Annotated in this window: 7 protein-coding genes; 2 read left to right on the top strand and 5 right to left on the bottom strand. The window is 71.1% G+C overall.

The features are described from left to right. Positions 1-52 precede the first annotated feature (52 nt). The gene (locus tag AC06E6_RS07090; protein ID WP_478060732.1) at positions 53-853 is read left to right on the top strand and encodes a carboxylesterase family protein; all 801 of its coding nucleotides are present in this window, start codon (positions 53-55) and stop codon (positions 851-853) included. Between the two features lie 42 nt (positions 854-895). Here AC06E6_RS07090 and AC06E6_RS07085 read toward each other — a convergent pair whose 3' ends face one another. From AC06E6_RS07085 to AC06E6_RS07075, 3 genes are read right to left on the bottom strand one after another with little or no spacing between them, the layout of a single operon-like run. After that, a complete protein-coding gene (locus AC06E6_RS07085) occupies positions 896-1,846 on the bottom strand; it encodes an aspartate carbamoyltransferase catalytic subunit (protein WP_104938233.1) in 951 nt (316 codons plus the stop codon). A gap of 15 nt (positions 1,847-1,861) precedes the next feature. Beyond that, complete coding sequence (gene ruvX, locus AC06E6_RS07080; RefSeq protein WP_161614741.1) at positions 1,862-2,329, bottom strand: Holliday junction resolvase RuvX; 468 nt, start codon at positions 2,327-2,329, stop codon at positions 1,862-1,864. Further along, the gene (locus tag AC06E6_RS07075) at positions 2,322-2,888 is read right to left on the bottom strand and encodes a YqgE/AlgH family protein (protein WP_104938231.1); all 567 of its coding nucleotides are present in this window, start codon (positions 2,886-2,888) and stop codon (positions 2,322-2,324) included. The genes ruvX and AC06E6_RS07075 overlap by 8 nt, the downstream gene beginning before the upstream one ends. 168 nt (positions 2,889-3,056) lie before the next feature. Between AC06E6_RS07075 and AC06E6_RS07070 the strand changes: the two genes are divergently transcribed. Continuing rightward, positions 3,057-3,602: a DNA-3-methyladenine glycosylase I gene (locus AC06E6_RS07070; protein WP_240211684.1), complete on the top strand. Its 546-nt coding sequence runs from the start codon at positions 3,057-3,059 to the stop codon at positions 3,600-3,602. A 94-nt stretch (positions 3,603-3,696) separates the two neighbouring features. Here AC06E6_RS07070 and AC06E6_RS07065 read toward each other — a convergent pair whose 3' ends face one another. Both AC06E6_RS07065 and AC06E6_RS07060 read right to left on the bottom strand, forming a co-directional pair. Then, positions 3,697-7,422: a hypothetical protein gene (locus tag AC06E6_RS07065; RefSeq protein ID WP_478060731.1), complete on the bottom strand. Its 3,726-nt coding sequence runs from the start codon at positions 7,420-7,422 to the stop codon at positions 3,697-3,699. Between the two features lie 10 nt (positions 7,423-7,432). Beyond that, complete coding sequence (locus AC06E6_RS07060) at positions 7,433-14,419, bottom strand: DUF7507 domain-containing protein (protein ID WP_478060730.1); 6,987 nt, start codon at positions 14,417-14,419, stop codon at positions 7,433-7,435. Positions 14,420-14,467: the final 48 nt, after the last annotated feature.

Raw genomic sequence — 14,467 nt, 5'->3', positions numbered from 1 at the left:
AGCAGGCCGCCAGCGCCGCTACGATGGCCACACCCCCGGCGCGGAGCGTCCCATGGCCTGGCCCCGTCTGCATCACCTGCCCCTGCTCGTGCTGATGGCCGTGCTCGGCGGCTGTGCCTCGCTCCCCGCGAGCGACGAAGGGCGGTTCGTCGCCCGCAGCATCGAGTTCGATGGCGTGCGCATGCCCTACCAGGTGTTCGTGCCCGCGACGTCCGCGCGCGCCGCCGGCGCGCTGCCGGTGGTGCTGTTCCTGCACGGCTCGGGCGAGCGCGGCGACGACGGCAGGCGCCAGACCGAGGCCGGGCTGGGACCCTACCTGCGCGCCCATGCGGCGGACTTCCCGGCGCTGGTGGTGCTGCCGCAGGTGGCCAGGGGCGGGGAATGGAGCGGGCGCAACGCGCGCCTGGCGGTCGCCGCGCTGGATGCGGCGATGCGCGAGTTCGACGCCGATCCGCGGCGCCAGTACCTGACCGGCATGTCGATGGGCGGCTACGGCAGCTGGAACATCGCCCTGGCCGACCCGGGGCGCTTCGCCGCGCTGGTGCCGGTGTGCGGCGCGGTACGCCCTCCGCGCGCCGAACGGCCGGGCCTGCGGGTGGAGGCCGTCGCCGCGGAATCCGACCCCTACCAGGCCATGGCCCTGCGCCTGAAGGACACGCCGGTCTGGATCTTCCACGGCGCGCGCGACGACGTGGTGCGCCCGGACGACGACCGCCGGCTGCATGCCGCCTTCCAGGCGGTGGCTGCCCGCGACGCGCGTTACACCGAATACCCGCAGGGCAACCACAACGCCTGGGACGCCACCTACGCCGACCCGGCGATGTGGCGCTGGCTGTTCGCGCAGGAACGCTGACGCCGCCAGTGCACCGGCACGGCGCCGGCGCCACGGTCGGGCTCAGCCCAGCAGCGTTTCCAGCACCGCCATGCGCACGGCCACGCCGTTGGCGACCTGGCGCAATACCCACGACTGCGGGCCGTCGGCCACCTCGTCGGTGACTTCCACGCCGCGGTTGATCGGGCCCGGATGCAGCACCGCCGCGTCGCTGGCGGCACGCCGCAGGCGCGCGGCGGTGAGACCGTATTCGGCGTGGTACTGCTCCAGCGACGGCACCAGGCCTTCTTCCATGCGCTCGCGCTGCAGGCGCAGCATCATCAGCGCGTCGGCGCCTTCGAGCATGGCGTCGAAATCCTGCCCGACCACGCAGCCGCGCAGCGTGTCTGCGTCCGGCAACAGCGACTGCGGGCCGCAGACGCGGATTTCACCAACGCCCAGCGTGCGCAGCGCATGCAGGTCGGTGCGCGCCACGCGCGAGTGCTTCACGTCGCCGACGATCAGCACCTTCAGTTTCGAGAAGTCCGGGCCCTTGGCCTGGCGCAGGGTCAGCATGTCCAGCAGGCCCTGGGTCGGGTGCGCGCTGCGGCCGTCACCGGCGTTGATCAGCGCGGTGCCCTCGCCCGCGGCGGCAGCCAGCTCGGCCACCGCGCCGTCGTCGGGGTGGCGTACCACGAAGCCGCGCACGCCCATCGCTTCCAGGTTGCGCAGCGTGTCGCAGGCGGTCTCGCCCTTGCGCGTGGACGAGGTGGACGCGTCGAAATTCAGCACGTCCGCGCCCAGCCGCTGCGCGGCCAGCTGGAACGAACTGCGGGTGCGGGTGGACGGTTCGAAGAACAGCGTGCACACCGCGGTGCCGGCCAGCACCCCGCGCTTGTTGCCGACACGGCCCACCGCCGCGTCGCGGATCTGCCCGGCGCGGTCCAGCAGCTGCAGCAGGTGTTCGCGCGGCAGGCCCTCCAGGGTCAGCAGGTGGCGCAGGCGTCCGTCGGCATCGAGTTGGGAGGCGGTCATGGCAGGTCTTGGGGGTCAGGAAACGGGGGTGGCGTCGCCGGGGGCGGACAGCCAGCGTTCGATGATGACCGCGGCGGCGACCGCGTCCAGGTTGGCGGCGTCGCGACGGCGCTTGCGGCCCTCGGCGCGGTCGACGGCGAAACGCCGCGCCGCTTCCACCGAGCTGGAACGTTCGTCCACCAGCAGCACGGGGACCTGGTAGCGCTGCAGCAGTTGCCGGGCGAAGGCCTGCGCGCGCTTGCGGTTGGGCTGGTCGTCGCCGTCCAGGGTCAGCGGGTCGCCGACGATCAGGCCGTGCGGGCGCCACTCGCGCTGCAGCCGGTCGAGCGCGGCCCAGTCGGGGCCGTCGCCGCGCACCTCGACCACCGCCAGCGCGCGCGCGCCGACGCTGAAGGCACTGCCGATGGCCACGCCGATGCGGCGCGAGCCGACGTCGAACCCCAACACCGTGCTGTCGGGCGAAAGCGCCGCCGGATCAGGCATGGCCGCTGTACCCGGCCAGGCGGAACAGGTCCACGCCGATGCGCGAGGCGGCCAGCTGCCAGCGCTCGTCCAGCGGCGCCTCGAACAGCACCACCGGGTCGGCCGGCACGGTCAGCCAGCTGTCCTCGGCCAGTTCCTGCTCCAGCTGGCCGGCGCCCCAGCCGGCGCAGCCCAGGGTGACCAGCGCGTTGCGCGGGCCGTCGCCCCGGGCCATGGCTTCGAGGATGTCGCGAGAGGTGGTCAGGTACAGGCCCTGGCCCACGGCCAGGCTGGAATCCCAGTCGCGTGCATCGTCGTGGATGACGAAGCCGCGCCCGGTATGCACCGGGCCGCCATTGAGCACCGGCAGCGCGCGCAGGCGCTCGTCGCCGGTGTCGATCTCCATCTGCGAGAGCACTTCGCCCAGGGTGTATTCCGAAGGCTGGTTGACCACCACGCCCATGGCGCCGTTGTCGTCGTGCTGGCAGATCAGCGCGACGCTGCGCGCGAATCCCGAATCGGTCAGCGAGGGCAAGGCGACCAGCAGGTGATTGGCCAGATTGTCGAAATGCGTGGACATGGCCGCATTCTACCGCCAGCCACGCAGCCGCGCCCGGCGCGCACGCACCGCCCATGCCCGGTACCGGCCCACCGCGTCGAAGCCGCGGCGCGGCGCGCGCCTCCATGCGCGGCCGCGGCCGCACCGGCAGCGCGCCTATACTGGCCAGCCCTGGGTCCATCACCGTCCATGAGCGCCTATTGCGATATCGCGCCCGGTCATCCGGTCCACGCCCATTACCACGCCCGCGAATACGGATTCCCGCAGCGTGCGGAGCAGGACCTGTTCGAGCGCCTGCTGCTGGAGATCAACCAGGCCGGGCTGAGCTGGGAAACCATCCTGCGCAAGCGCGAGGGCTTCCGCCGCGCCTACCACGGCTTCGACGTGGATGCCGTGGCCGCCTACGGCGAGGCCGACATCGCCCGCCTGCTGGGTGACGCCGGCATCATCCGCAACCGGCTCAAGGTCCTGGCCGCCATCCACAACGCCGGGGTGATCCGCGGCCTGCGCGATTCGCACGGCGGCTTCGCGCAGTGGCTCGACGCGCACCACCCGCGGCCCAAAGCCGACTGGGTGAAGCTGTTCAAGAAGACGTTCCGCTTCACCGGCGGCGAGATCACCGGCGAGTTCCTGATGAGCCTGGGCTACCTGCCCGGCGCGCACCGCGATGATTGCCCGGTGATGGCCGACATCCGCGCGGCGGCGCCACCGTGGCTGGGCGGCGTCGGCGGCTGATCGCGCGCGGCACCGGCCGGCGCCGCTGCAGCGGCGCGCCAGGCCCCGCTGCGGGTGCCTGGCGCCAACCTGCGGCGCTGGCGCCGCGACGGGGTCAGTAGCGACCGCTCAGGTTCACGAACCAGCCCTTGTGGTCGTAGTCGAAGTCGGTCAGGTCGTCGCTGAACTCGGTGAAGTTGTAACCGGCGCCGATGCGGAAGTTCCCGCTCAGGTCGCGGTCCACGCCCACCAGGAAGCCCTGCCGGGTGCCCCCGTCCTTGACCTGCAGCTGGCGGTATTCGCCCAGCGCATGCCATTGCGCGCGCAGTTCGTAGCGCGCCTGGAGGGCACCGAAGGTGGTGGCCGAATCCAGCCACGTACCGCCGCCGCGGCCCATGCGCACTTCGCCTTCGCGGCGGGCCAGCTTGCCGGCGAATTCCCAGTGCTGGTCGTGGCGGTAGACGCCCTCGAACGAAACGATCTGCGAACGCTGGTCGTACTGCGCGCCGCCCAGCTGGCCCATCGACGCCAGGTCGTAGAGGTAGGTGTAGCGGCCGAACAGGCCCCAGCGGGTGCTGTTCCACGGGCGGTAGGCGAAGCCGAAGTTGCCTTCGACGAAACGGGCGCCCTCGGCAGGATCCAGCCGGTCGTCGGTATCGGCGTAGTTGAAGCGCGCGGCGATGCGCCAACTGTCGTTGATGCGGTGGGTCATGCGGGTGGTGCTGACCCACTGCTCGCGGCGCTCGGCACCGCTGTCGCGGCGCCATTCCAGCTTGCTCTGCCAATCGGTATCGGGCGAGGTGCGGCCGCCGGAAATGCTGGCCGCGCGCCGCTCGACCACGCCGCCACCGGTGCTTTCCAGTTCGCCGTTGGACAGGGTGAAACCGGTGTTCCAGCCCTGCGCCGGGTAAAAGTCCATGCCGAAGGTATGCGCCAGCCCGGCCTCGCCACGCTCCTTGAGGAACTGGCTTTCGTTGAACACGTTGACCTGGCTGGACACCCGCCAGCGCTGCCCCAGGGTCCAGCCGTTCTGCCCGCCCGGATTGAACAGCGGGTCGCGTTCGGTGGTGTCGGCCGAATAGGTGTAGCCACCGTAGAAGGCGTGTTCCGGGCTGATGCGGTACTCGGCATTGACGGTGGCGGCGTTGCCACGGTCGCCGTCGGTCACTTCCGCGCCCACCGACGAGTTGTTGCCGAACAGGTGCTTGGCACCGAGGGTCAGGGCATCGTTGTCGGCATACCTGCCACCGTCATCGTCCACGGTCAGCTGGGCCACGCCGTACAGCTCCATCGTGGCGCCGAAGCGTTGCAGGTACTTGACCGCCGCCAGCGTGCCGATGGCATCGAGGTAGCTGCCCTGCTGGTCGACCCGGCGCAGTTCGGCGCTGAGGGTCCCCGCCTCGCTGGCCTGCCACTGCAGCGTGGCCTGGGCCTGGGCCAGGGTGTCGGCACCGCGCTCGGCGCGGGTGTAGCGGGTGTACAGGCCCAGGTCCGGGGTGAACTGGCCCAGCAGCTCGGCACCGTACTCGGTCACCGGCAGGCCCGTGTCGTAGCGGGACACCGAATAGCCGGCGTCGGTCTGGCGCCACCATGCTCCGGCGGCCCAGTCCTGTTCGGTCCAGCCCAGCTCCCTGAAATTGGCGCGGGCTTCCAGCGAGCGGGCATCGCCCTTGCGGTTCAACGCGGTGTCGTTCTGCTGGATGAAGCTCAGGCCGCCGTTGTCGGAGAAGAACGCCGGCACGCCGAAGGATTCGGTATGCGCGTACTCGGCCTTCAGGTAGGTGCCCTTGCCGGCCTGCAGGGTGAGGTCGGCGCCCTTGAGCGTGTAGTCCTCGCCGGCCCGGTTCTCGTCGACCCAGGTCGCGCCGAGGCCGACGTGGTCGCCGATCCAGTGCTTGCCGCGGAAGCCCACGGTCACGTCGTCCGCATCGAAGCCGGCCGGCACCCACTCGTAGTCCACCAGCAGGCGCTGTTCGAAGCCGTCCAGCGGCGCATCGCGGGTCAGGGTCGGGCTGTTGTCGCGGGTGATCTGCGCCAACGGGCGGGTCAGCAGGAGGCGGCCCTGCAGTTCGTCGATCTCGTAGTCGGCCCCGCGCTGCAGCACCACCCGGTTCTCGGTACGGCCGCTGCTGCGGTCGCGGATCTCCAGGGTCACCACGTCCGAACCCGGCAGCAGGTCGGTATGCCGCAGGTAGTACAGGCTGCCGCCGGTGCCGATGAATTCATTGTGGCCCGGCGCGGTTTCGGCCTGCGAACCGAACACGCGCAGTTCGCTGCCGGCATCGCCCCAGCGGTTGCTGGCGTTCGAGCGCCAGTTGAGCGCCGCGCCATACAGCGCGCGCTGGTACTGGCCGAACTCGGTCCCGGTCAGGCCGGTGGCGTAGTTGCCCCACAGCGCCTGGTTCTTGTCCCAGTCCATGCGCAGGTAGAACCGGCCCATCGTGTCCACGTCGCGACGGGTGTTGGAATCGTCGCCGTAGACCGGGTAGTACAGGTCCGGATCGAGCCGGCGGAAGATGTCCTGCGGGTCGGCCTTGCCGAAACCGTTGAACAGCCGGTCCAGGTCGCGCTCGGTGGTATCGGCCTGCGCGGTCACCAGGTAGCGGCCGCGCAGCTTGGCCTTGCCGTAGAACGCCAGGCGGCCGTCGCTGATGACATCGTCCCGGTAGTTGGCGTCGCCGCGGAACGGCTCGTTGGAACCGCTGACCTTGTTCTGCGCGATGGTCACGTCGGCCAGCGCGACGCCGAAGAAGTAGCGACCGGTGACGTCCACGTCCAGGTGGCGGGCAGGACCGCCCTCGCCGCCCACGCCGATGTCGAAGCGGTGCGTGCCGACCGGCATCAGGTACTCGGCGACGAACTTGCGCTCCAGGTCCACCGGATAGCTTTCGCCGTTGATGCTCAGCGCCATGCCCGCGGGGATGTTGCGGCCCTGGATGCGGATGCGCGAACCGTACAGCGGGATGTTCTGCTGGCGCAGGCCGCTGCCCGCGAAGACATCGTCGATCAGGCTCTGGGTCTGCGCCTGCTCGGCGCTCAGGGCATTGCCCAGCCGCTTCTCTGTGCTGTTGCGCAGCGCATTGGCGCCGCGCTCGGCATCTTCCGGCGACACCAGCTGCAGCACGCGCGGCGAGGTCTCGTCGAACTGGCCGTTGGCGCCGGTGGCGCGCAACACGTAGACCAGCTCATCGCCCTTGCGGAAGCGGTACTTGCCCGGCAACGCGCCGTCCCACTCGCCATGGCTGACCGCCGCCACGTCCAGCGGCACGCTCGCCAGCGGTTCGATCAGGTCGGCGTCGCTGGCGCGGTACAGGCGCACCTCCATGCGTTCGATGAAGGCCGGATAGTTGCCACGCGCATAGAACTGCACCGGCTTGAGCAGGCGCTCGCCGTCGAAGGCCACCATCGACGGCGCCGATACCGACAGCTCCGGTGACCCCAGGGTCGGATCCTCGGTCGCCCACACCACCCCGCCACCGGGCAGGTCGATGGAGTACTTGCCCATCGCCACCGCCCGGCCCTGCGGTTCGACCGACACCTCGACCCGGCGATCGGGCTGCAGGGCGTCGGACGACGAACCGGCATGGGTGCCCCGGGTCACCGGCGCGGCATGGCTGCGCGTGCGCAGCTGGAACAGCAGGCCGTCGTCGCCGGTGCAGGCGTCCGCGCCGCAGCCCAGCGCCGCAGGCGCCGGTTCCGGCGCGCCCGCGCGGGGTTCGGCCGGCTCGGCGGATGCGACGCCGTCCGGCGTCGCCGCGGCCGTGGCCAGCGGGGTGGTCGCGCCGGCCAGCAGGCACAGCAGGGTGTAGTCCAGCACCTTCATCTTCATACGCTTGTCCATGACCGGCCCCTTACTTGCGCACGCCAGCCGGCACCGCCGGCACGTCCGCGATGTCCACCCGCAGCCTGCTTCGCGCTTCGGCGCCCAGGCGTTTGCCCAATGCATCGGACACCGCCCTGGCGCGCGCCAGGCCCAGCGCCGTGTTGTAGGCGTCGGAACCGCGCACATCGGCGTGGCCGACGATGGAGACGCGGCCGCTGCCCAGCCGTTCCAGCGCGGCGGCCACCGTGTCCAGCAACGCGTCGAAGCCCGGCCGGATGGCCGATTTGCCGGTATCGAACAGCAGCGTGCCCAGCAGCACGCCCTGGCCATCGATGCCGGCCACCAGCGGCGCGGTGTCGCCCACCTTGGCCCGCGCGACCACGCGCAAGGTCCTGGCCGTGGCCTCGTCGAGCTGCGCCAGCAGGGCGGCCTTGACCGCCGCCGCGCGTTCGAATGCCAGCGCTTCGTTGCTGGCCTCGGCCTGGATCACCACCTCCATGCCCGGGTGCTCGCGCACCTTCGCGGCCATGGCCTCCACCGCCGGCTGGTAGCGCGGCTGTACCTGGGCGCTGCCGGGCGCGAAGAACACTTCGCCCATTTCCATCTCGACCTGGCGCGCGCCGCCCTCGACCGCGCGTTCCGGCAGCTTCACGCCCCAGTCGAAGCGGACCGGCATGCCGGGGGTGACCCGGCGCAGCAGCGGATTGTCGGTGGTGAACGCCGCACCGGTCGGCAGGGTGGACGGATCGACCTTCAGGATGAAGTTGCGACCGCGCTCCCACGCGCCACCGGGAATGCCGGCCAGGTGGTAGCGGCCGTACTGGTCGGTTTCGACCAGCAGCCCTTCCACCGAGGCGATGCGCACGCCGGGAATGCCGCGCTCGTCGATGCCGGCATTGCCGATCACGTAGTCGACCACGTAGTCGTCCGCACCGCGGGCGATGCGCCGCTCCACGGTCGGTGCCGCCGCGTTCATGCCCTTGGCCGCCTCGCCGTCGCGATGGACCGTGGTCACGCCCGCGCGGTCCATGCGCACGCTCACGCCCTGGTCGCTGGTCAGCACGAAGTCGTCGCTGAAATCCAGTGCCCGCAGGCGCTGGCGCACCACCACCTGGCGCGCATCGGCGGGATCGGCTTCGGATTGGCGTCCGCCGATCGCGCCCACGACGATGCCATGCAGCAGCGGTGCGCTGGCATCGGCCTGCGGCTGCATGCCGTCGCCACGATCCAGCGTGGTGGAATGGGCCACGTACGCATCCGGCGCGAACCCGCCCTGCACGGTGACGCCGGTCAGCGCGGCACTGTCCTGCCAGCCATCGCCATCGCGGTCGTTGAACACCGTGCCGAACACCAGGCTGTCGTCCAGCAGCGGATCGCCCGCCAGGGTCACCTCGGCGGTGGCCACGTTGGACAGCGGTTCGCCCTCCAGCGAGCGCGCCTGCGCCTGGTTGACCAGGGTCCCGGCGCGTACGCCCGCACCCACCCGCATCAGGTACACCAGCCGCGCCTTGCCGCCGGCGCGCACGTCCAGCCCGTCGAAGCGCAGCGGGTGCTGGCCGGCCACAGTGGCGGCATTGTCGCCATCCTCGACCCGCAGCGAACCTTCCACGTAGCTGAAGCCCGCCGGCGGGGTGTCGATGACGCTGCCCGCCACCAGGCCGACATTGCCGCTGTTCTCGACGGTCAGCGTGTAGCGCACCAGGTCGCCCAGGCGCACCTCGCGCATGCCGGCAACCTTGCTCACCCGCAGCTGCACCTGGCCGGCGACGACCACGGTCACGGTGGCGGTGACGCAGTTGCCCGGGTTCAGCACCTCGCAGATCGTGTACGGGTAGGTGTACGTGCCGGTCGGGATCGCGGTACCGATGCGGATGGTGCCGTCCGGGTTCATCTTCAGGCCCGGGTGCGACGGCACGCCGGGGACCACGGTGACCTCGCCGGGACGGATCGGGCGCCCGCCGAGCGTGTGCTTTTCCAGCACGCTCGGGGTGGTGCCGCCGCCATCGCCGGACAGCGGTTCGCCGCTGTCGCCCACCGGCTCGATCGCCGGCGCGGTGACCGTCACCGTCACGCCTGCATCGGCGCAGTTGCCCGGATGCAGCACCTCGCAGATGCGGTAACCGATGGTGTACGTGCCCGCCGGCGTTGCCGGCGGCACGCTGACCTCGCCGGTGGCCGGATCCAGCACCGGCACCGGGCCGCCCTTGGGCGAGGTGGCCGGCGCGGTCACGCGGCCGGTGATCTTTGCCGGGTCGACCGGTGCCCCGTCGAGGGTGTCGTTGTCGTAGGCATTGCCCAGCGAGGGTGCGCCGGTGCTGCCATCGGTTGCCGGCGGCAGGTCATCCACCGCGACGATCACCCGCAACGCCACCACCACCGTCACCGTGGCGGTGTCGCACACCGTCGCGTTGGGCGCGGCCAGGCACACCCGGTAGGAATAGGTGGTGGTGCCGGCGAAACCGGGGGCGGGAACGAAGGTGATCGCGCCGGTTGCCGGATCGACGCTCACGGTGCCGTCCGCCGAGGTCGCCGTCAGCGTCACGCTGGCCGGATCGATCGCGCCGCCGACATGGGTGTCGTTGTCCAGCACCGGAGTGGTCACCGGCATGCCGGCCTTGGTCGTGGCGCCATCGTCATTGGCGCGGATGGACACCACCGGGGTGCTGAGGGTCGTCGTGCAGCGCGGGTCGCCGGTGCCGGCCGGGCACAACGGGCCGCCGGCCTGCGCGGTGTTGCGGACCATGCCGGCGTCGGCGTCGGCCTGGGTGACGGTGTAGGTGCCCACCAGCTGGCAGACCGCGCCCGGCGCCACGCTGGCGCAGACGATGCTGCGCGGCGTGATCAGGGCATCGCTGAGCTCCACGTTGGCCAGCGTCGCGTTGCTCCGGTTGGTGAGCGTCACCGTGTAGGTCAGCACGTCGCCCACGGCCGCATCGCCGCCGCTGCTGTCCGCGGTCACGGCCTTGCTCAGCTCCTGGTCCAGCGCATGGGTGATCGGCGTGCGGGTGCTGCTGCTGCCGGTGGCCGCCGTCGGTGCCACACCGGGCGCGGGCGCAGGCGGCAGGCCACGGGCAGTGGCGGTATTGACCACAACGCCGGCATCCACGTCCGCCTGGGTCAGCAGGTACAGGCGCGGGCCGCAGGTCATCGAGGCGCCCACGGCCAGCGTGCTGCCCGGGCAGGGCACCGCACCGCCCAGCAGCGGATCGTTCAACGTGATGCCGCTCAGCGCCACGTTGCCGGCGTTGGTCAGCACGAAGGTATAGGCAAGGATCTCGCCAGCGGCGTAGCCGCTCGGCACGCCCGCACTCTTGACCAGGTCCAGCACCGGGTTCTGCGCGATCAGCGCGGTGGTGACCGCGGCACTGGCGCAGGGCGTGCCCGCCGGGCATGCCGGGTCGCCAGCACCCGCCACGCGGGCGCTGTTCACCGCATTGCTGCCATGGAGGATCGGCGACACGTTGATCGTGATCGTCGCCGTGGCGTTGATCGCGAGACTGGCGCGGGGCACGGTGCAGGTCACCGTCTGGCCGCTGACGGTACAGCCGGTGGCGCTGTTGATCAGCAGGCCCGCCGGCACCTCGTCGGTGACCGTGGCGTCCGCGGTCGCATCGGCCGTGCCGGTGTTGCTCACGGTGATGACGTAGTCGAACGGCACGCCCACGATCGCGCTCGCCGGGCCGCTCTTGGTGATCGCCAGTGCCGGCGCGGTGATCGTGGTGGTCGTGGTATTGCTGTCGCACGGCGCCAGCGCGGTGCAGAGCGGATCGCCGCCGCCGCTGACCCGCGCGGTGTTGCCGACGCTGCTGGCCGCGGCCGCCGTCGGGGTGACGTTGATGGTGAAGTCCACCGGGGTGGCGGCCGTCAGCCCCGCCGCGACCGTACAGGTCACGGTCTGTCCGGCGATCCCGCAGCCCGGGGCGGCGTTGATGGTCAGCCCCGCCGGCACGTCATCCACGACCGTGGCCACGGCCGTCGTGTCCGCCGTGCCGGTGTTGCTGACGGTGAGGGTGTAGTCGAACGCCACGCCGACCACCGCGGTCGCCACCGAGGCGCGCTTGGCAATGGCCAGCGCCGGCGTGGTGATGGTGGTCGTCACCGCGTTGCTGGCGCAGCCGGCGGTGCAGTCGGGATCGCCGCCGCCGCTCACGCTGGCCGTGTTGCTCACGCTGCCTGCGGCCGCGGCCATCGGCGTCACCGGGATCACGTAGGTCGCGGTGTTGCCGGGCGCCACGTTGGACAGGCCGGCGGCGATCGTGCAGGCCACGGTCTGGCTGCCGGCCGGGTCGAGCACGCAGCCGGTCGGCAGGCTGCCGATCGCCAGGCCCGTCGGGATCACGTCGGTCACCGTCGCGGCGGCGGTCGTGGCCCCGGTACCGGTATTGGTCACGGTGAGGGTGTAGTCGAACGCCGTGCCAACCACCGCCGTCGCCACCGAGGCGCTCTTGCTGATGGCCAGGTCCGGGCGGTTGCCGACCGTCACGACCACCGTGTTGCTGCGGCAGGGGGTCGCCACCGGGCACGCGGTATCACCGCCGCCACTCACGGTCGCGGTATTGCTGGTGCTGCCGGTGGCGGCCGCCGTGGCGGTGACGCTGATGGTGCGGGTCACCGTGTCGGCGGGCGCGAGCGAGGCAATGGTGCAGGACACCACCTGCAGGTTCTGCGCGCAGCCGGCGGGCAGCGATGCGGGCACGACCGTCAGCCCGTTGGGGATCGAATCGCTCACCTGGACCGCGGCGGTGGTAGCCACGGCGCCGGTGTTGCGCACCTCGATGACATAGTCGAACGTCGCGCCCACCGCCGCGCTGGCTACCGAGGCGCTCTTGCTGACCGCCAGCACCGGGCTGGGGAACTCGACGCGGAACGCGCAGTCCGCCGTTACCGACCCCGTCGTGTAGGTGTACTTGCCGCCGGCCGGGCCGCTCTGGGTGACCGCACAGGTATCGGAAACGACGGTGGGCGCGCTGCCGGCCACGTTGGGCGTGACCGTGAAGGTGCCGGTCGTCCCTTCCTCCACCGAAGGTTCACCGGTCCAGGTGCCGCCGATGACGGTGGGCGATACCACCCAGGCACGCGCGAAGACGGCGGTGACGCTGCGGTCGGCCGAGCCCATGTTCACGTGGCACTCGCTGCCGTTGACCGCCACGCAGTCGCCGGCCGCATCCCACTGCTTGAAGATGCTGCCGGCGCCGGCGACGGCGGTCAGGTAGGCGTCTTCGTCCTGGCCCAGCCGCTGCTGGCTGCAGGCCGCCGCGGGCACCGACGCCACCGGGCAGGCCAGCGCGGCCGGCACGGCATCGACCCGGCCCGAGCCCGTGCCGGCGGTATTCACGGTCAGGGTGTACTGGTCCGCGCTGACCGGGGTGCTCAGGCCGGCGGAGTCGTTGGCGGAGACGCTGTCGGTCATGCCCGACGGCGGCGTCACCGCAACCACGGTGACGACCGGCGCACCGGCCACCACGGCATTGAGCTGGGTGATCGTATAGACCAGGCTCTGCCCCACCGGCAGGTTGCCGGTGGTATCCAGCGGCCCGCTGCCGCTGGCCGCGCCGCAGCTGGCCGTACCCGGCGCGCTGCAGGTCCAGGCGGCCGCGGCGGTGTTGGCCACGCCGCTCAGCGTGGTCTGGCGGATGAGCGCGCCGGCCACGTCGACCGGGCCGTGGTTGGTCACCGTCACTTCGTAGGTGACCGCGTCACCCACCAGGTAGGACGGCACGTTGCCGTTGCTGATCGCGATGCCCAGGTCCACCAGCGCCGTCGCGCCGCCGGCGATGCGGGTCTTCACCAGCGGTCCGATGAACGGACTGACGGTGTTGGCGCGGACGTCGTAGTCGCCATTGTTGATGACCGCACCGCTGCCCGAGGTCGCGGCGTCGGCCGGTACCGTGAAGGTGACCGGGAAACTGCCGCCGGCGCCGTTCACCAGGTCGCCCACCGGACAATCGATGTAGTCCGCGCGCGGCGGGATGCCATCGTGGATGCCGGTGCAGGTGTTGGGGTAGCTGCCGGGAACGAAGGCCAGGTACTTGCCGTCCGCGGTGACCGGCGCGGCCAGGCGCACCATCGAGCCCAGCGCATACACGCCGCTGTTGTTGATGTAGTTGTAGGTATAGGTGACCTGTTCGCCGGGCTTGGTGGTGGACGGCCCCGACGCGGCCACGCTCAGGCCCGGCATCTTCGAGCCGAACACGTCCATGTAGACCTGCGCGGTGTGATCGGCGGCGCCTGGCTGGCAGTTGGAGACGAACACCTTCAGCACCACCACGTCACCCGGATCCAGGCGGCCGTTGCCGGGGGCGATGTCGAAGCCCTGCCAGTTGGTGGAGCGGTAGTTGCCGACCCGGGTCCACGGGATGCCGGCCTGTCCGGCAAAGTTGAACGTCTGGAAAAGCTGGGTGTCGCCCTTGGTCTTGTTGACCACTTCCACGAAGAAGAACGGCTGTTGCACCGCGGTATGCCCGGCGTCGTAGAGCACGGGCGCCATCGCGAAGCGGATATGCACCTTGCCGTCCACGGGGTCGACATCGGCCAGCGTCATCGTGGCCTGCTGCTCGATCGAGGTGGCCTTCCTCGCCTGCCCGTCGTTGCCGCCGACCAGGGCCGATGCGGTTCCCGAGAACGGGAACCGCAGGATGCCGTTGGTATTGGCCGCGGTACCCGGCGAGGTGAGGATCTGCGCGCGGTAGCCGCTGCCATTGCCGCCGGTGGTCGTGGCCCCGGTGGCTACCAGCCCCAGTTGCGCGGAAGTGGTCGGCGCATCCGTGGCCAGGACATTCGGGCGGTTGTAATCGCGCAGCGTCCAGTCGGAAAAGCTGCCGGTCTCGAAACCGCCGTTCCTGATCTGCGCCTGCACCGCGGGCGCCAGCGCCAGCAGCGAGAACAGGCCCAGTGCCGCCAGTGCCGCGCCGATGCGCGGCCGCCAGTGCAGGACACCGGCGCGCCGGCTTTGCAGGCCGCCTGCCTCGCGCAGGGTGGGTGCGGTGGTGTCGAAGGGGTGAGCTGAAGCCTTCATGGGCGGTACCCGTGATTCGAATGCGGCATGTAGATTTGGAAGAGCGGC

This window comes from Stenotrophomonas sp. Steno-Z10-HUANG (assembly GCF_056393075.1).
The sequence above is the reverse complement of the archived record's forward strand: the minus strand, read 5'-3'. Positions and strand labels throughout refer to the sequence as shown.